This is a genomic window from Bacillus sp. AFS002410 (genome assembly GCF_002556365.1).
In the GTDB taxonomy this organism is placed as follows: Bacteria; Bacillota; Bacilli; order Bacillales; family Bacillaceae_G; genus Gottfriedia.
The window spans coordinates 1-18,150 of the sequence record NZ_NUEU01000001.1 but is presented as its reverse complement, the minus strand read 5'-3'; the positions used below and the strand labels follow the sequence as shown (position 1 = coordinate 18,150).

The 18,150-nt window shown below is 32.9% G+C and carries 17 protein-coding genes, 2 pseudogenes and 1 other annotated feature; of the genes and pseudogenes, 5 read left to right on the top strand and 14 right to left on the bottom strand.

Annotated elements, in window-relative coordinates; all coding sequences use genetic code 11:
• Positions 1-115 precede the first annotated feature (115 nt).
• The 3 genes from CN692_RS00095 to CN692_RS00085 are packed head-to-tail and all read right to left on the bottom strand — an operon-like array spanning position 116 to position 3,334.
• A complete protein-coding gene (locus CN692_RS00095) occupies positions 116-1,096 on the bottom strand; it encodes an MBL fold metallo-hydrolase (RefSeq protein ID WP_142317474.1) in 981 nt (326 codons plus the stop codon).
• A 35-nt stretch (positions 1,097-1,131) separates the two neighbouring features.
• Entirely contained in the window at positions 1,132-2,457 is a 1,326-nt protein-coding gene (locus tag CN692_RS00090; RefSeq protein ID WP_098116977.1) for an MFS transporter, read from the bottom strand.
• Positions 2,458-2,497: 40 nt separating this feature from the next.
• Complete coding sequence (locus tag CN692_RS00085) at positions 2,498-3,334, bottom strand: alpha/beta hydrolase family protein (RefSeq protein WP_098116976.1); 837 nt, start codon at positions 3,332-3,334, stop codon at positions 2,498-2,500.
• A gap of 375 nt (positions 3,335-3,709) precedes the next feature.
• On the opposite strand from CN692_RS00085, the gene CN692_RS00080 reads away from it, so the two are divergent.
• On the top strand, positions 3,710-4,501 hold the full coding sequence (locus CN692_RS00080; RefSeq protein ID WP_098116975.1) for a TrmB family transcriptional regulator: 792 nt from the start codon (positions 3,710-3,712) through the stop codon (positions 4,499-4,501).
• A 318-nt stretch (positions 4,502-4,819) separates the two neighbouring features.
• Here the strand turns inward: CN692_RS00080 and CN692_RS00075 are convergent, their stop codons facing one another.
• The 3 genes from CN692_RS00075 to CN692_RS00065 form a co-directional block, all read right to left on the bottom strand.
• The gene (locus tag CN692_RS00075) at positions 4,820-6,169 is read right to left on the bottom strand and encodes an amino acid permease (protein ID WP_098116974.1); all 1,350 of its coding nucleotides are present in this window, start codon (positions 6,167-6,169) and stop codon (positions 4,820-4,822) included.
• Positions 6,170-6,229: 60 nt separating this feature from the next.
• Positions 6,230-6,465: a binding site (T-box leader), on the bottom strand.
• Between the two features lie 237 nt (positions 6,466-6,702).
• Positions 6,703-7,080 carry a hypothetical protein gene (locus CN692_RS00070; protein WP_098116973.1) on the bottom strand — a complete coding sequence of 126 codons (378 nt, stop codon included), beginning with the start codon at positions 7,078-7,080 and terminating at the stop codon, positions 6,703-6,705.
• A 6-nt stretch (positions 7,081-7,086) separates the two neighbouring features.
• Positions 7,087-7,575, bottom strand: a complete 489-nt coding sequence (locus CN692_RS00065) for a hypothetical protein (protein WP_098116972.1) — start codon at positions 7,573-7,575, stop codon at positions 7,087-7,089.
• A 391-nt stretch (positions 7,576-7,966) separates the two neighbouring features.
• On the opposite strand from CN692_RS00065, the gene CN692_RS00060 reads away from it, so the two are divergent.
• The 3 genes from CN692_RS00060 (at position 7,967) to CN692_RS00045 (ending at position 9,998) form a co-directional block, all read left to right on the top strand.
• Positions 7,967-8,449 (top strand): DUF2975 domain-containing protein, encoded by a 483-nt coding sequence (locus CN692_RS00060; protein WP_098116971.1) that lies wholly within the window; start codon positions 7,967-7,969, stop codon positions 8,447-8,449.
• A 10-nt stretch (positions 8,450-8,459) separates the two neighbouring features.
• The gene (locus CN692_RS00055; RefSeq protein ID WP_098116970.1) at positions 8,460-8,675 is read left to right on the top strand and encodes a helix-turn-helix domain-containing protein; all 216 of its coding nucleotides are present in this window, start codon (positions 8,460-8,462) and stop codon (positions 8,673-8,675) included.
• 903 nt (positions 8,676-9,578) lie between these two features.
• Complete coding sequence (locus CN692_RS00045) at positions 9,579-9,998, top strand: hypothetical protein (RefSeq protein ID WP_218923530.1); 420 nt, start codon at positions 9,579-9,581, stop codon at positions 9,996-9,998.
• A gap of 141 nt (positions 9,999-10,139) precedes the next feature.
• On the opposite strand, the gene CN692_RS00040 is transcribed toward CN692_RS00045, so the two are convergent.
• The 3 genes and pseudogenes from CN692_RS00040 to CN692_RS00030 form a co-directional block, all read right to left on the bottom strand.
• The gene (locus CN692_RS00040; RefSeq protein ID WP_098116967.1) at positions 10,140-11,735 is read right to left on the bottom strand and encodes an FMN-binding glutamate synthase family protein; all 1,596 of its coding nucleotides are present in this window, start codon (positions 11,733-11,735) and stop codon (positions 10,140-10,142) included.
• Positions 11,736-12,043: 308 nt separating this feature from the next.
• Positions 12,044-12,322: pseudogene (locus tag CN692_RS00035) on the bottom strand (stage V sporulation protein R); the annotation flags it as partial.
• A gap of 37 nt (positions 12,323-12,359) precedes the next feature.
• Entirely contained in the window at positions 12,360-13,157 is a 798-nt protein-coding gene (locus CN692_RS00030; RefSeq protein ID WP_098116966.1) for an alpha/beta hydrolase family protein, read from the bottom strand.
• 619 nt (positions 13,158-13,776) lie between these two features.
• On the opposite strand from CN692_RS00030, the gene CN692_RS00025 reads away from it, so the two are divergent.
• A complete protein-coding gene (locus CN692_RS00025; protein WP_142317473.1) occupies positions 13,777-14,244 on the top strand; it encodes a CarD family transcriptional regulator in 468 nt (155 codons plus the stop codon).
• 277 nt (positions 14,245-14,521) lie between these two features.
• Here CN692_RS00025 and CN692_RS00020 read toward each other — a convergent pair whose 3' ends face one another.
• From CN692_RS00020 to CN692_RS00005, 5 genes and pseudogenes are all read right to left on the bottom strand, one after another.
• Entirely contained in the window at positions 14,522-14,734 is a 213-nt protein-coding gene (locus CN692_RS00020) for a hypothetical protein (RefSeq protein WP_098116965.1), read from the bottom strand.
• A 415-nt stretch (positions 14,735-15,149) separates the two neighbouring features.
• A complete protein-coding gene (locus CN692_RS00015) occupies positions 15,150-15,350 on the bottom strand; it encodes a cold-shock protein (RefSeq protein ID WP_088011873.1) in 201 nt (66 codons plus the stop codon).
• A 154-nt stretch (positions 15,351-15,504) separates the two neighbouring features.
• Positions 15,505-15,588, bottom strand: a pseudogene (locus CN692_RS27300) (hypothetical protein); the annotation flags it as partial.
• Positions 15,589-15,914: 326 nt separating this feature from the next.
• Positions 15,915-17,390: a sodium:solute symporter family protein gene (locus CN692_RS00010; protein ID WP_098116964.1), complete on the bottom strand. Its 1,476-nt coding sequence runs from the start codon at positions 17,388-17,390 to the stop codon at positions 15,915-15,917.
• Positions 17,391-17,392: 2 nt separating this feature from the next.
• Positions 17,393-17,587, bottom strand: a complete 195-nt coding sequence (locus CN692_RS00005) for a DUF3311 domain-containing protein (RefSeq protein WP_098116963.1) — start codon at positions 17,585-17,587, stop codon at positions 17,393-17,395.
• Between the last annotated feature and the right edge of the window lie 563 nt (positions 17,588-18,150).

Sequence of the window (18,150 nt, the reverse complement as noted above, 5' to 3'; positions counted from 1 at the left end):
CTAAAAGATATTAAATATTCTACTAAATTTAATAGAAATATAGTGTATTAGTTTCCAACGTATTTTAAGAAATTCATACACTTAGGTGTTCTTATCAGTTCTGAATATATATAATTTACGATCTTACATATTTATTTTGAACCCCATCTTTATATTCACGAATTTCACCTTTTCCAACTAGATAACTTAAATAGGCATTTGTCTCTCCTAGTGCTATCCACTTTTCTAGCACACTTGACCTCTTTGGAAGTAACGTATTTGATACTTGGAATGCACTCATCTCTCCTATAATTTGCTCGAGTACGAAACCAATTCGTTCTTCATAGTGATGAAGTAATTCCTTAATTCGCACTTGTGCATCATTAAAAATGGGACCGTGTCCTGGTAGAACTAATGATATTTTCATTAATTGCATCTGTTTTAATGTTTCAAGATACTCGCTTAATGGATTTTTATTTCCGTAGCCATGATATGAAATATAAGGAATTGTTTCTCTAGTCAAGTGATCTCCTGACAAAAGAATCTGTTCCTCACTATTATAAAAACAGATATGTCCATCCGAGTGACCTGGCATTTGTATGGCTTCAAAAAGAAGCTCACCAATTGGATATAGTCTATTTGTGTCTATGGTACACATGTTGTTTGGAAATTTATTTGCTGATGTATTCACGGGTTGTAGTTGCATTATTAGTTCCTGTGGCATGCCTGCTGATAAATAAAATCTTGAAAATGATTCTGCATCTAGATTATTCTGTGCAACTACTTTTTCTTTCTCACTTAGAAAAACATTCGCTCCAGTTTGCTGTTGTAATTGTCTTGCGTATTCAAAATGATCAGGGTGATGATGAGTTATCAAGATACGCTCAACATCACGATTCGGTTCGACCCCGTATTCAGTAAACGCAGCATTCCAGGCCAGGCGCGTTTCATTGCGATCCATTGCCGTGTCGATGATTGTCCACATTCCATCTCTACGTGCTAAATAACAATGAACATTATCATTCCAGAAAGGTAATGGAATTGTTACTTGATAAATGCCATATCCTTTCATTTTTTGGATAACTTCATTAATTAATTGCATAATTGGCTTTTGCACCTCTCCTTTAGCTGTTTACTATACTAAAATTCATTTCATACAATCTGATTATTTACAGCGTTTTTAACGATTTCATTTGTTTGGACTGGTTTTTCTTTTAGAAAAAGAGCACTTATTGCTGCGATCGCTGCAAGGACTGAGAAAAATATAAAAACTTTAGTGAAATTAAAATTTCCACCTGTACTAACAGTAATTAAATAACCAGCTACTAACGGAGTTACAAATGCCCCCAACTGACCACAACCATTAACTATTCCCGTTACACTACCGACAACTTCACTAGGGTATCTTTTTTGAAGTGCAGCTGTAAGAGAACCGGAGTTAAATGCTACAAAAAATCCTGAAGCCAATAGTAAAGTTAATAGCATTGGTGTATTTCCCTTACTAACAGAACCGAGCATCCAAAGCACAGGAATACATCCAATATAGGCGATTAGTGCGATTGGCTTCATTTTGTTAAATTTATCCATCAACCAACCACCCATTAAAATACTGATGATACTAATGATCGGAGGTAATGCTGATACAAATCCCATTTCCTTAATATTAAAGTTGTGTTGTTGGACTAAGAAAGTGCTAAGCCAAGTTGTGAATCCCCAAAGAATACCGATTTGACAAAACATCATTAAGCAAATCACATAGAAGGTACGATCTTTCAAGTAAATCTTGTGGTCAACTTTTTCCTTCGTTGTTACTTGTAGAGCTGCCCCTTTATTCTGATTTATAAAGTCTAATTCACTTTTACTTATTCTGCCTTTTTTATACATTTCTTCAGGTGTATCTTTAAAGAACAACCAAAGTAGTAAGATACCAATTACACCAGGAATGGCTAATGTGAAGAATACCGGTCTCCACTGACCATGAAATAAAGAAGCAGAGAGATTAGTTAAGACAATCGGTACAAGTGCTAAGCCAACGTAATTGGATGTATTAAATATTGAAAGTGCTTTACCGCGTTCTGAATAGGGGAACCAATTACTAATTGCTTTAGCCGAAGGTGGAAAATGATGCGCTTCCCCAAACCCTAAACCTATTCGCAAAGCAATAAACTGAGTAAAATTTTTGACAAATCCAGTGATTACACTTACTAAAGTAAATACAATTATGGCAACATTCATGACCTTTTTGGGTCCGAATTTATCAGCTAAAAATCCCGAAGTAACTTGACCAATCGCATACGCGAAAAAGAAGGCAGAAGCGATTTGTCCAACTTGGACTGGTGTTAAATTCATATCTTTTTGTATAAATGGTAAGAAAGTTAACACTGCCACACGATCAAAGTAATTGATTATATATAGTAGCCAAACGATAAACAGTATAACGTATTTATATCCCCATACTTTCCTTACTGCATTTGACATCTATTATTACTCCCCTTCCTTTATTGGCTTTTCCTATTTTTTAATCTTTCAATAAATTCCTAACCTCATTAACAATACCGTCCCATACCTTTGAATCTGGATCAATAATTTCAAAATGTTCTACATTAGGTAACGTAATCATCTTAACTTGATCACCTGCTTTTTCAGCAAGTTCTTTATATATGGCACTTAATTTTACTGGAACATTTACATCTAAATCACCATGAATCAATACTTGGGGAACTTTTAACGGAAGCAATTGAACTGGTGAAACCTCAGCATATCTTTCAGGCACTTCAAATGGTGTACCACCTACATAGTCAGTTACTGGGTTATCAATATTCATATTTTTTACTATTTTTTGTTTGTAATTGATTAGGTTATTCATAAGTTCTAAGTCAATTATGCCGCCTAAACTAATTACACCTTTAAGTAATAGGGGAGCACTGAACGTTTTTAATATGCTATCTTCTTGTAGACGATGACGGCCAGCTAACCAGAAAGCAAGTTGACCTCCAGCTGAATGACCCATTGCAACCACTTTTGATAAATCTAAGCAATATTGTTCGGCAATTGTTTCTAAAAAATCTGTAGCATTGGCAACATCCTTCAAAGTACCAGGATAAGCACCCCCACTATTGCCTACCCGTCTGTATTCAATATTCCAAGTTGCTAGTCCACGTTTTGAAAGATCTTCCGCAACGGCATCCATTAAATCTGCCGCAAATATCGATTTCCAAAATCCTCCATGAATAACGACAACTACAGGATGTGGTCCTGGACCTTCAGGAATACGCAATTCCCCATATTGCCACTGATCATCACCATAATTCAAATGTATCTTTTTTGTTTTACCTATTTCACTATCAACTATCATGTAAACGCCTCCATTTCTCTGGATACCTAAGGATTCATTTAAATTATTAAACTCACTTCTCTCCTCCTTTTTCCATTTGAATACAAATTAAAAACAACTTCAAATTAAGTAGTATTACATAATACTACTCTTATAGAATGTATTATAGTTATTTTTCAGAATATTATCAATATTTATTTTAACAACAGGAGTATTTTCCGATACTACTACACATCAAACAAATCTATTCAATCATGAAGCATTCATATAAAGATTAAAAACTTAAAAATTATGAATCGTTGTATAGCTTGATTATTTTGTTCAATCTAGTAGTATTTAGATATACTCATATACAATTAACAACAAAAAATAAATATATTGTAAAAGGAGGTACATATGGTTGAACTTTTAAAAAAAATAGGATTATCTGACCTTGAAGCACGTTGTTATTTAGCATTACATGAAGAGCCTGGAATTTCTGGTTATGAAGTAGCTAAAAGAGTGTCGGTTTCTCGTACTAATGTTTATTCCGCTTTGAGATCATTAACGGACAAAGGTGCTTGTAGATGCATAGAAGGAGATCCGGCTCGATACGATGCTGTTCCTATTGAACAATTAACAAAACATTTACAATCAGAATTTGAACAAGTAACAAAAGTATTAGTAAACCAATTAAAATCTCCAACTATAATTGCTCCTTCTTTTTATAACTGGCAAGGAGATAAGCAACTAAGTACAACTATTCGTCGAATTATTGCCAATGCAGAAGATTTCATTGTAATAGACATTTGGTCAGAAGATTTACATTGGTTTGAGGATGACTTAATTGATGCTGAAAATAGAGGTGTCAATGTGATTCTCATTACAATTGGAGAATGTAAAACAACGCTTAAGAACATTTTTGTCCATTTACGAAGTGAAGATTGGAGTATCTCTAATTTAAGAAATTTTTCAATCTTATGCGATTCAAAGAAAGCTTTAATTGGTGGATTTGGAAATTCAACAAAACTCACTGCCTTAGAGACTGACCATCCATCAGTTGTTGGAATGTTAAAGACTGCTTTTTACCATGATCTAATCATGCAGCATATTGAAAAAGATCTTCAGTCTGAACTTTTAGAGAGATATGGTGAAAAATACAAAAAAATATTGGATTTTTATGCTTTTGAAAAGGGTTGGAATATCTAAGATTATTAACAAGCTGAACAGGTTATCGGAAGACTACATACAGAACAAGAATGGCTTCAACTTTTTGTTCGATTTAAAAAAAAATACCACCTCTAAAGAGGTGGTATTTTATATATTTTCGATTAAACTTCTTCCCATAATAACTAAACAACACAGACTTATTCTCTACTGTATTCCTCTACCCCACTTTACTTCATTATTTAAAGTAAAGCACCAGTTTATTAAAGTATAAGTCTAAAATAAGTGTATTAATGCATTAACATCCTCAAGGCTTACTAGCAATCAATCTATTTTAAATATTACTAATAATCACTTCTACTAGTTTTTGTTAAGACGATTCTTCCATACATACGTTAAAGTAATAAAGATGTAGATGCAAAGTGTAATAATCGTTACGATTGCAGGTGTCGTGAAAATGATTCCGATTAGAATCATAACTAAGGCAATTATCGCAGCCCATGTCGTATACGGAAACCATTTAACCGAATAGGCACTTGGTTTTACAGCTGGCTGTTTACGTGATTTCAAATGAGCAATGGCAATGATCAACCAAATGAATAATACGGTATACCCCAGTGATCCCATCAGGAAATCGAATGTCTTGCTTCCAGCAAATAAAGAAATCAGCACACCGATAAATAATGTGGAAGTACACATTAATATTGCATAAACAGGAACTTTTTTCTTCGTTAATTTTGAAAAGACTTTCGGAATGCGACCGTCCACCGCTTGCGTATACAGAACACGGGATGAACCATACAATCCAGAGTTCATGGATGAAATAATAGCTATTAAGACAACGGCATTCATAATATGGTCAGCACCTGGAATTCCAATCATTTTAAATACCATCACAAACGGACTTTCAGGAACCCCATTTACTTTGTTCCAAGGAATTAAGCTAACGATAATGAAAAATGGAATGATATAGAAAGAGATGATTCTAACCAATGTACTGCGAACGGCTTTTGGAACCACTTTTTCGGGATTTTTCGTTTCTGCTAATGTAACTCCAATTATTTCTGTACCACCATATGAATAAATTACTACTAGCATTGCCGTGATCAAACCTTTTGGTCCATTCGGAAAGAATCCGCCATGGTCAGTTAAGTTAGAGAAACCGACTGCTTTATGATCACCAAAATTCACAAGCAGCAATATTAAGCCAGCCACTATGAATACAATGATGACGGTAATTTTAATTAATGCAAGCCAGTACTCCGTTTCGGCAAAAACCTTTACAGATAGCAAGTTGATTGTTGTAACTAACACAGAAACTGCTAATGCCAGCATCCAGATTGGATAATTAGGCAACCAATATTGAATGAAAATGGCCGCAACAACTGATTCAGCCGTGATGTTTAATACCCACATTTTCCAATAAATCCAATCAAGGAAATAGGCAGGATACTTTCCTAAAATAGTTTGGACAAGATCTCTGAACGTTCTTGCACCGCTATTACGAACCGCCATTTCAGCTAAACCTTGCAAGATGAATAAAAGAATGATGCCTCCTATCAAGTATGCAATTAGTACCGATGGGCCTGCCATATCAATTGCTGAACTACTTCCTTTAAATAAGCCAGCCCCGATGGCACCTCCTAACGCCATCATCGTAATATGCCTTGAAGTCATTGTCCTTTGTAAATTACGCTTGTCCTTTTCCATATCCTAACCTCCTAAAAAATCAAAAAAGGCATATCGTCTCTTTCTTCATAATCAAATGAAAAAAGAGACGACATGCCTTAAGCTCACCGCGGTACCACTCTCATTGGCTCTTTACGAACCCTACTTTAAAAACCTTGTAACGAAGGTCAATCGTTAAAACTCGAGAATAGATTACATCTAAACTTTCGCTTTACCACTCCCAGGCAAGTTCAAAGTATCATTGGACTGCGTTGCACCAACCCGCAGCTCTCTTAACCGAACAATTATCTTTTACTACTCCTGATCTTTGCGTTTTGAAAAACATTTCTGAATATTTTTTATAATAAATAATACTATACGGATGAGAAACGGAGTTGTCAACAGTTTTTTCAGAATAATAATTTCAAAGAAACAACTGATCGGCGAATTTTTTCATTACCCAGTTTTGGTGTAGTAAAGTCATTTTCTTTAAATTTACTAGACATTTTTAATTGTTCTAAACTGTAAAAAAAGACCGCTATAGCAGTATTCGCAATGTTCAACTAACACATATTTTATTTTTTTCTCAGTAATGGTAAATCCGAAAAAATAAAAACAAATGAAAAAGATATAGAAGTTGATAAAATACTATCAAAATTTATTTCTGAAGGCTGTTTTAAATATAAAAATATAAATACAATACAACTACTTATACCTAAAGTAATAATAAATTTATATAACCTTTTTCGTATATCAATCCACTTTATATTTTTTAAATTTATTAATGTTAAAGCTAAGACATAAATGAGGAATAAACCAAGAAAAATTACATAACCAAATACAAATTTAATGGCAAATGGATGATCAAAATTCATATAAACAATAAATAATGTCATGATCAAACCTACTATACCTAGCCCATACATAATGATTGTTACAATATTTTTCTTCATCAATTATCACCTCAAATTAAAAAGCAAAATTATTACTGCTCCGATAAGAGTCAAAATAACACTCAATTTTATACTTAACCAGTAAATTTTATTAAGCTTATTATACTTTTCTGTGTAGCCTCTATATGCTGATTTAACTATTTCATATACTTCTATTTCAGTTTCCTCGTAACTCTTTTCATCACTTTCATTTATAAACTGTTCGAGTTTAGGAAATAGCAATTTATTTATCTTTCGAGAGGTAGAAAATCGCCAAATTAATTGAAATAGACCAAATCCTACGTTCCATAAAAAGAACAAATTGCTAAAAGCCCCCAAATAATTTGATTTTATATTTTCCCCAAAGGCCATAGCAGTTCCTATTAATAGCACCAACATGAAAGCGATTAAAATTGTAACCATGATCGAAGTTACAGGCTTAATCCGATATAGTTTTTTTATATCTACTAAAATTTCTTTTTTAGTCCCCATCATTACTATGTTTTTTTGATTCATCAAATTCATCCCCATATAGTTCTAATTAACTTATAAATGCAGTAACAAATTAATTATATCTAACCTATCAATTTTTGTAATTCGGGGGAATTTTACACTTTCTCTATAATTTTTGAGTTCTCTTCTGCAAATTATTTCTCTTAAACAAATACATTTTTTTATTTTGCTTGATGTTTTTTTATTCAAATGAGGTATCGTTCTTTTTTAATTTTTATCCCTTCAAAAGAACCCGGTATTTTTAATATAATATGTTTTTTCTAAAATCAATAGAATATTTAATATCAATAATAATATAATAAAAAACAATAATGATTTATTGAAAAACGATAAGACACGTGATAAAATCAACCTATCATTTATTTTGTGGAAAATTTAATTAACGAGGTGCTTTATGAAAAAAGCTACGACACTCTTTTTAAAAATAGCTGTTATTTTTATAGGAATCCCAGTTCTTGCATTGTGCGTATTTTTGGTGCCTAAATTCGCGAATTTTGCTGGAGATTTGTATCCAAATCTTACTTATATGAAATCGCTTGTTTTAATTGATATATACGCAGCAACGATCCCTTTTTACTTTGCTCTGTATCAAGCTTTTAAACTGTTAGGCTATATTGATAAAAGCCAAGCGTTCTCGGAATTATCAGTAGAGGCCTTAAAAAAAATAAAATACTGTGCCATTACGATCAGTGCCTTGTACCTACTAGGTATGCCACTTTACTATCTGATGGCGAAAAAAATTGACCCACCTAGTGTCATGCCAATGGATTTTGTCATTATTTTCGCCTCCATGGTAATCGCTGTTTTTGCTGCAGTTCTTCAAAAACTTTTACAAGAAGCTATTAATATAAAATCAGAAAATGATTTAACGATCTGAGGTGACTATCATGGCGATTATCATAAATGTAGATGTGATGTTGGCAAAAAGGAAAATGAGCCTAACAGAACTTTCGGAGAGGGTTGGAATTACTATGGCGAATCTTTCCATTTTGAAAAATGGAAAAGCAAAAGCTGTTCGCTTCTCAACATTAGAAGCGATCTGTAAGACTTTGGATTGTCAGCCGGGTGATATTTTGGAGTATAAAAGTGAAGAAGACACTTAATAAAAACAGATAGCAACTTTCTTCAACCAATGAATTTTTATAGCCAAATTAAGATGAAGGGATTGCATTTAGCTATCCCTTTTCTGCGTTTATAATTGTTATTAATGTTAAAGTTGCATTAATCTTAGTGGCAAAAAATGTGATGTGATTATGATTAAACAAAAAAAACTGAATACGATTTATATCATTTCTTTTTAACGACCTTCCTATCATATCTTGTTTTTATAAAATAAAGTATTATTGCGATGCCAAGAGTTACAATTGAAATAATATTTTCTATTTTTGTATTATCTACAGTTATATAGAGTAAATTTACGATGATAATCAAAAAAAAGAAAATAGTTTTATATTTTCGAGCGATCATTCCCATGAAAACAGCTCCTTTTATTACTTAAAGTTAACTCATATTTATTTATTCTATTAACAGTTTAAGTAGTCCTGTCTTTATTCAAATAATCTACTAGAGCAGCGAGGTAATTAATTTATTTTAGATAATAACTCATACAAAAAGACTTAAAAAGGTGGCTTTAATAATAGACTTATTTTCAATATTTGTCTCTAAAGCCTGTCCGATTCTAGCTCACGAACCTCAACACTGTCAGTAGATTGGCAACATTCTTTCCCTTTAGGATTTTCTTTTTTTATTCTTCAATTACTTAAGCAAAAGTTTATAATATGAAAAGGTGAAAAAAATGAGCTATATATTTCGTTTAAATTTAAAAGTTTGTGGAGGTAAGAATGGGACTGTTTGATGTATTTTAAAAAAAGGGAAATAAAAAATTTCATTTAACATTGCAACTTAATGCACGGTTACTACCTATTGACCGCGGTGAGTTTTTCGAGGACCCTATTAACGAAGCTTTAGAGTCTAGTAAATGTGGAACCACAGATGGTGGTGGAACGATGCAACAGGAAACAGGCGAAATAGAATTTTGTGATATAGAAATTCTTCTTAAAGATAACAAAATGGAAAACGTTGATAAACTACTGCAAATTATTGATCGTATTGACGTACCAAAGGGTTCTTTACTGCTAGCCGATGGGTTCGAACAATCTGTTGGAACACTTGAAGGTCTATCTTTATATTTAAATGGTACCGAATTGTCAGAAGAAGTGTATCAAAACTGTGATATTAATTATGTAATTGAAAAAATTGATGAACTGTTAAATGGTTCTGGTCGATTTTATAGTTATTGGGAAGGTACAGAACATACAGCTTTATATTATTACGGTATTTCATTTGAAGAAATGAAGCAAAAAATGACTTCGTTTTTATCTGAATATCCACTTTGCCAAAAGTGTAGAGTAGAACAAATTGCATAGTATATAATATCCGTAAATGGAACAAGCATGTAGAAAAATTCTCTACATGCTTGTTCTTTAGAAGAATAAAACGAAACTCATAATGGATAATCATTATGATATTTATAGAAAATAAGAGTCTAAAAAACTTGGTAACAGTCTTTATTCTGCTTTTTCTACCATAGATTGATAAATTTCCTTAAGAGACCACACTTTCCCTTTCTCATCTTTGTAAACGACATGTTCGCTTTGAAAGTGGACTGGGGAATCCAAACCCGCAGCCGCAGCTAATCGGAATAAACCTTCGCGCATTGAAATTAGATAATTCGCTGTTCGATATTTTTTTTCATCAATGACAAGGGCTTTTTGTAAATCAGGATCTGTTGTGGCCACACCGACTGGACATGCATTGGAGTGGCATTTTAATGCTTGAATACAACCAACCGTAATCATAAACCCTCTTGCGATATTAACAAGGTCAGCCCCCATTGCTAGTGCAATTGCTACTCGATCTGGAGAAAATAATTTCCCTGAAGCTATTATTTTCACTTGGTCACGAACACCATATTTTCTTAAAGCATGATCCAATAATGGTAATGCAGATTTAATTGGCAACCCTACACTATCCGCCAGTTCTTGGTATGTTGCACCCGTCCCCCCTTCACCACCGTCTACAGTAATAAAGTCAGGGCTCTTCCCAGTACTTTTTATATGTTTTGCTAATTCATCAGCTTCATCACTACTTCCAATAACCACTTTCATTCCTACAGGTTTTCCTGTTTGTTCTCGGATTTGTTCCATAAAGTCAAACAAAGTAGGAAAATCTTGAAACTCTCGAAAACGATTAGGACTATCAATCGATTTATATGGTTCTACCATTCTGATCCTAGCAATTTCCTCTGTTACCTTCTCGCCATCAATATGCCCACCACGTGCTTTAGCACCTTGAGCTAGTTTCAGTTCAAAAGCCTTTATTTCAGGAATTTTACTTTTTTCTATCAATGCATCCCAATTAAAATTACCTTCTTTATCTCTAACTCCAAATAAACCTGGGCCAATTTGCATGATAATATCAACACCACCTTTTAGATGGTATTCCGACAAACCACCCTCACCTGTATTCATCCATGTCCCCTTCGCAATTGCTAACCCCTCTGAGAGTGCAGTAATAGCATTTTCACCTAAGGAGCCATAGCTCATCGCTGACATACCAATCTGACCTTTTACGATAAAAGGATACCTTGTATTTTTACCGATCACTATTGCATCACTATCATCCAACAAATATGCAAGTGATTCATTCTTTTCTAATCGTTCTTCCTTCTGTGTAAATAAAGGCTCATTTATCAATAAATATCGGTTTGTTGTAACGTTTATTTCTTGGTCCATTTTTAATTCTTCTGACAGTTTTGGGAACATCGTATTTCTAATATAATATCCTTTTTCTTCAAAATCTCTTTTAGACCCAAACCCAAGGACATCTCGTTTATATTTTGCTTTTTTGACAATATGCTCATATTCATCCCTAGAAAAAGGTTTACCTTCTAAGTCATTGTTAAATAAATACTGACGTAACTCCGGTCCGATAGTTTCTAAGAAGTACCTTACTCGTCCTATTACGGGGTAATTACGTAGTATTGGATGCTGCTTCTGTCTACGATCAATAATAAACAAATATAATATACCTATTATCAAAACTAAAAGTACTAAGGCAGCAAATACGAATCCAAGGATAATTAATCCATTTGTTATATTCAATTATAAATCCCCCTCGCAAAAGTTCCGTAACATTACTATCAAATTTATGCTAAATTAAAATACTTCATTCTAATTGTTAACAAATCTGTACTAGTTGAGCATACAAATTTAAAAAAGGTGAATTATTAACCATAAAACTTATTATTCAATCATTCATCTTAGACTGTTAACTTTAAGGAGCTTTCTAGAAAAAGAAAGTTATATAACTCTCCTTAATCATTTTATACTTTACACATTTCCTTCCAATTTATACGATGCTCGCATTAAACTTCCTAATCCATTAAGAAAACCACCTAAAATAGGTGGCTTTAAATATACTTCCGATGAATATTCTTCCCATCATAACTAAACAAAACAGACTTACCTTCTATATTCGTCTCCAAATGAACCCCTCTACCCCACAACTGATGAATATAAGGCATTACTTTCTCAACATACTTCACATCAAGTTCCATATTTTCATAGGAATGCTTCAAATAAAGCTCCCCATTTTTTAAATAATCGCCCTCTTGAACAACAATATATGGGAATCCACCATTTACCCTACTAACAACTAGCTGATTTCTAACATTTTCCCATGTTTTATCTTTTTGATTTATGTTAAATACCTTATTTTAAGACTAGTCATTCATTTAACAAGTTTAATATTGATTCTATAACTACATGCCATGCATCCGATTTCGGATTAATGATTTTAAAGTGGTCCGCGTCTTGGATGGTATTAAGAATAACATTGTCACCTGCAGCTTTTGCAGCTTTTGCAAACTCCATACTAATACGAATCGGCACATGAATATCTAGTGAACCGTGAATAAGGACAAGTGGTAGACTAATGGGTAAGAGAGAAATTGGTGATCCTTCTTTATACCTATTTTGAAGGTCATTTGGAGGTCCACCCATTAGATCGCGTGTTGGATTTTCTCCAACTTCTGTATTCAATTCTTTTAGATGATGAATTTCGTACATAAGGTCCAAATCGGATACTCCCGCAAGACTAATTGCACCTTTCAACATCAATGGATTTTTGGTATTTTTTAGAATGCTATTTTGAGGAAGTTGATGTCTTGCAGCAGTCCATAAGGCTAGATGCCCACCAGCAGAATGTCCAATCGTGAAAACCTGCTGTAAATCAAGTGGATAGGAATCAGCAAGAATTCGAACAAAATCTACCGCTTGACCACAATCAAGAAAAGTACCTGGCCACCCTCCTCCTTTTTGCCCAACCCGACGATATTCAATATTCCAAGTAGCTATACCTCGAGCTGTTAAATCTTCTGCAAATTTATCCAATTGATCTAGCTTAAATTGTTCTCGCCAAAAACCTCCATGAATAATAATTGCAACTGGAAAAGGGCCATTACCTGAAGGCAACCTTAAGTCTCCAAATTGATTTTTATTTTCTCCATAAGCAATTCGATACATTCTATTCTTTCCTTCACATTCATATTTTGTTTTATTTTATCATTAAATTTATCCTTTTGAAGATTGCTGTTTATTTTCCATTCGTACGATGTCATTTACTTATTCCCATGTCAGTTTTCCTTATGCAACAACGCATGCGTTTAGTTGTATTTGATTTTGACTAAGTTGTTAAATGAATTTAACTAAATTAGAATCTAAAGATATAAATCGTCGCATATAGTCTGAATTTCGGTTCCTATTTCGTGATTATTAAGTCATATCCTATTGTTCCAGTTTTCTCAGTCAGTGTTAAATCTTGTAATTTAGTTACATGTTTAGAAATCTCAATATTGCACTTTTTGCAAATTAATTTCATAAATTGTAATCCTCACTTAACCTATAATATATTCAATTTAACTAATTTCTATCTATACCTTTTGCAACTAATCTGACACTTAGCTGAACAACATGAATCAACTAAGTAACTCTTTTTTGTCTTTTGTAATCAATATTGAAAATGAAAGCACTTTCTAAAAACTTATTGACACGACCTATTTATTGGTTATATAATAATTGTTTTGACAAAAAAGTTTTAAGTGTTATGCTTATATAGGTTAGTAATTAAATGGAGGTATAGATTATGTTTGAAGTTGGTGATAATATTTTTTATCCTTTGCAAGGTGCAGGTGTAATCGAATCTATCGAAGAAAAAGAAGTACAAGGTGAAATACAACAGTATTTTATTATAAGATTACTCATTAAAAAGATGGAAGTAATGATTCCAATTTCGAAAATGGATAATTCCAGAATTCGAATGGTCGTTGATTCATATACGCTCGACAACATACTAAAAAATTTTCATAATGGAGAATCTGATCGTTCTCTTTCTTACAAACAAAGATTTAAGCTAAATACTGAGAAAATGAAAACAGGTAATATTGAAGAAGGCGCTGAAGTAGTACGTGATTTAATGCGCATAGATAAAGAAAAACCTCTTAATTCAAGTGAAAAACAGATGTTAAGTAACGCAAGTAAAATATTTATAAGCGAACTTGGATTAGTTAAAGGGATCCCAGAAATTCAGGCCAAAGAACTATTATTTGGGTAAGAAATAATAATTTAAACTTACGTTAATGAAGATTACAGAATTTCAAATTTTCAAATCGTGTATGCAACAAAACTCCTTAAATTAAGTAAATAGTAAAGCCCCTTTAGTTCTATGCTATTATTACACCTTTTAAATTCCATTAATAATATATGTTAATAATAAAATTAAATAAATGATAACTTAATACACCAAATGTGTTGAATTGAGTCCTTCAGTAATGCTCATTTTATATCTATTCAATATCCTTTATTTATTCAACGTCAAAAAAGCATCCAATTTAACTGGATGCATATTTAAGTATTCCACTTAAAAAGAGTGAATCTTCTAGCTGTGTGCACTCTTTTAGTTTAATTAATCCATCTAGCTCTAGTTCCTTAGCCAGTTTTTCAATCATATTTGTATCATTTTCCAAGGAGTTTTTAATGTTGATTAAAAAGAAATTTCCTCTTGTTGCAAGTCGAAGGCTCTTTAATAGATTCTCTTTACTCATTTTCTAATCTCCCTTCTAAATTATATTAATTCGATACAGTAGAGGTTATCTCCTGTAACTTCAATTAAATTACAAATTTTTAAAGATTAATTAATTTAAACTCCATAGTATATAACGTCAAAAATAAGTAATAAAAGTCAGAATGATTTTCCAAATAAGACAATAAATTTTTGATTCCTTGTTCAACCAGATAATCCTTAGTTGAACAAGTTTAATCTACTTTAAACAAACTACCTTCTTAATGATATTTTGTAGATATTTGTATATTCATTTTATTTGGGCTATAATACTTTAAACCATTTTCTTTATCAAGATTCACGTTAGATTTTCCCCTTATTCTATTTATGAATAAGGGTTTTTTATATTATAAAAAAAGTCAGATTCTACTTGATAGAATCCAACTTCTTTGAGTTAACTATGCTTTTTTAACATTAGTTGCTTGTGGTCCGCGTTGCCCTTGTTCTACTTCAAATGTTACTGCTTGCCCTTCATCTAATGATTTGAATCCATCAGTTTGAATTGCTGAAAAGTGAACGAATACATCATCTCCATTTTCACGTTCGATGAATCCAAATCCTTTTTCTGCATTAAACCATTTTACTTTACCTTGTTCCATTTTTGTTACCTCCTAATGTGCCTTACACACATTGTAATATTTCTATTTTAGCAATTTAGTTAGTAATAATCAAATTCCCCTAAATAAAAGGACCTTCTTGAATTCACCACAGCAAATGAAAGTTTAAAACGTAGTTAAACAGGACTACAAGTCACTGAAAAATTATGATTTTCACACTCATTACGAGTTCTTTAGTTAAGTAGTTGCGGATAAATGAACTATCAGACTCTAACTCACGAAAAAAATATTGCCAATTATTAACTTTTTAGTTTGATATACTGAGCTGGGCATATGAAATTGTTGTTCCTCTAATTTGGAGATTCGCGATGCACATAATATTTCTAATGACGTTAAAAACATACTTAAGAAGGAACACAGGGTTTATGATGTTCATGTCCTAAAAGAATAAATATAATAACCGCACATCTCTGTGCGGTTTTAAAAAACGAAAAGATCTCTATTTTCTGCGAAAGGATTATGTTTTAAACTTGGTCAAGTCTAAGCACTTTTTTTCCCGAATAGATCCTTTTCCGCTAAGTTTAATGTGAATTTGAACCTTTAACCTCACGATGCAATTTCATCATTCTTCATTTTAGAAACATTATTATTCTTTGTGGCTACGCTGACAGCGGTCATAGCTATTACATTTATAGTAAGTGCTATTATCCCCACATTTATATCCTTCACCCACTGTGGAAGTAAAGGAAACAGTGTTCCAATAGTGCTTTGTGAAAGGGTAATGTATGCTACCGTAGCAACCCCCATAATGATTCCCACGAATGCCCCTTGCTTCGTTACAAAATTATTTCTCATTAAGCTAAATATCATAGCTGGAAACAACTGTGTAACCAAACTGGACCCCATTAATAATAATGCGACAATCGTACTACTATTAAACGTAAAAAATAATGAAACAAGAGCTACTACAGGTACTAAATACCTAGCCAAACTTACAATCTGCTTATCAGTAGCTGAAGGTACAAATACTCCATATACATTTTTGGCCAGCAAAGTAGCCGCAGACATTAATAGCATCGAACCTGGCACTAATGCTGTGAGTACTCCTGCAGCGCCAATCACTCCCATTACCCATGGGTCGAAAGCTAATTTAGAGAGACGTAATAAAGATAGATCAACCTCATCCGGCTTCAAACCAGGAATTTGAAGAATTGCGGCAAAACCGGCAAAGAACACAAAGAGTAAGATAAGCTGATATAGTGGCATAATAATTGTATTTTTGCGGAACGTTTTTTCGCTTTTTCCTGAATAAATTGCGCCGAATGCATGCGGATACATATAGAAACCAAGAGAAGTTAGCAAAACCGTAGAGATAAACCATGATATGCTTAATCCCTTACTAGGCAAAGTTAAAAACCCTGGCTTCGCTGTATCGATTGCTTCAAACATGTGATGATACCCACCATAATAATGAAGCGGTAAATAGATTCCTAAAAATACGGTAACCCCTAGGATCATAATATCTTTGGCAACTGCTGTCCAAGCAGAACCATGGATTCCTGAGACCATCACATAAATGGTAAGAACAATAACTGCAATCCAAATTGCTACTGTTGGAGAAATCGCTCCGTAAGATGCCTCTGAAACAATACTGCCCAAACCTTTCAATTGAAGAACTAGATATGGGATGACAGCGACTACACCCACAATTGACACAAGGACACCTAAATATGGACTATTATACTTACTAACGAAGAAGTCCGATTGTGACAATAGCTTCTTTTCTTTTGCATATCGCCAAATAGCTGGAACATACCAATACGACATAATCAATGCTAATGTACCATATATTAATATATAAAAAGTAGGGCCACCTTTACCGTATGCCCAACCGCTTCCTCCTAAAAAGGTAAAAGTCGAATACGTTTCCCCTGCCATTAACAAAAAGATAAAAATCGTACCAAAACCTCGACCCCCAACTGTCCACTGTTCAAGGTTCATATCTTTACCTTTCCGCGCTCTAATGCCAATTGAAAGTGCAAAAATTATAGATGCAATGATAATAAGAAGTGCGACATTCATTACTAAATTTCCCTCCTATTTTTAGGATCTAGTTTAAATATAATCGCCATAATTCCCGATGTAATAACCACCCATATTACAATCCAAAAAAGAAAAAAAGGCATTCCCAAAATATAAGGGTTAACTTTATTCACAAAAGGAATTCCTCCTAGAAATCCAATAAAAGGAATTACCGCCAAAAAACCAATAAACTTCAAAATTATTCCTCCTCCTATTTTCTTGAAATTAGTGATAGTAGATCATTCGATGCAAGGATAGTTTAAAAAATAAGCAAGTAGTACTCGCTCTATTCAAATTATAAAAAATATTAAGATAATTCACCTTAAAAATATTTACGTATTTTTTAATTATCTTTACTATATTAAGAAAGTATATTAGTCAAATGAGTTTACATTTGTAACTCCATCTTATCGTGACATTTGCCGTACGAAAGTATAAGGATAAACAAATCGAATAAAATTTAATGATCCAAATAAAAATGGAATCCACACTTTTATGCGTGTGGATTCCATTTTTATTATTTATAAACTCTTTTAATTTCAATACTTTATATTAACATTTCTAATGCAACTAAACTTCCATTATGTTGAATAAGAATTGACAAAATTCTAATCAGATTTGCAGGTTAAAGTAGAAACCAATTCATACAAAAAACCACCTAAAATAGGTGGCTTTAAATATACTTCCGATGAATATTCTTCCCATCATAACTAAACAAAACAGACTTACCTTCTATATTCGTCTCCAAATGAACCCCTCT

Bases quoted from the DNA above. Each gene is read 5' to 3' on its own strand.
- CN692_RS00080 (WP_098116975.1), top strand. From the start codon at position 3,710: ATGGTTGAACTTTTAAAAAAAATAGGATTATCTGACCTTGAAGCACGT.
- CN692_RS00085 (WP_098116976.1), bottom strand. From the start codon at position 3,334: ATGATAGTTGATAGTGAAATAGGTAAAACAAAAAAGATACATTTGAAT.
- CN692_RS00055 (WP_098116970.1), top strand. From the start codon at position 8,460: ATGGCGATTATCATAAATGTAGATGTGATGTTGGCAAAAAGGAAAATG.
- CN692_RS00060 (WP_098116971.1), top strand. From the start codon at position 7,967: ATGAAAAAAGCTACGACACTCTTTTTAAAAATAGCTGTTATTTTTATA.
- CN692_RS00025 (WP_142317473.1), top strand. From the start codon at position 13,777: ATGTTTGAAGTTGGTGATAATATTTTTTATCCTTTGCAAGGTGCAGGT.
- CN692_RS00030 (WP_098116966.1), bottom strand. From the start codon at position 13,157: ATGTATCGAATTGCTTATGGAGAAAATAAAAATCAATTTGGAGACTTA.
- CN692_RS00010 (WP_098116964.1), bottom strand. From the start codon at position 17,390: ATGAATGTCGCACTTCTTATTATCATTGCATCTATAATTTTTGCACTT.
- CN692_RS00045 (WP_218923530.1), top strand. From the start codon at position 9,579: ATGCAACAGGAAACAGGCGAAATAGAATTTTGTGATATAGAAATTCTT.
- CN692_RS00065 (WP_098116972.1), bottom strand. From the start codon at position 7,575: ATGAATCAAAAAAACATAGTAATGATGGGGACTAAAAAAGAAATTTTA.
- CN692_RS00070 (WP_098116973.1), bottom strand. From the start codon at position 7,080: ATGAAGAAAAATATTGTAACAATCATTATGTATGGGCTAGGTATAGTA.
- CN692_RS00020 (WP_098116965.1), bottom strand. From the start codon at position 14,734: ATGAGTAAAGAGAATCTATTAAAGAGCCTTCGACTTGCAACAAGAGGA.
- CN692_RS00015 (WP_088011873.1), bottom strand. From the start codon at position 15,350: ATGGAACAAGGTAAAGTAAAATGGTTTAATGCAGAAAAAGGATTTGGA.
- CN692_RS00090 (WP_098116977.1), bottom strand. From the start codon at position 2,457: ATGTCAAATGCAGTAAGGAAAGTATGGGGATATAAATACGTTATACTG.
- CN692_RS00075 (WP_098116974.1), bottom strand. From the start codon at position 6,169: ATGGAAAAGGACAAGCGTAATTTACAAAGGACAATGACTTCAAGGCAT.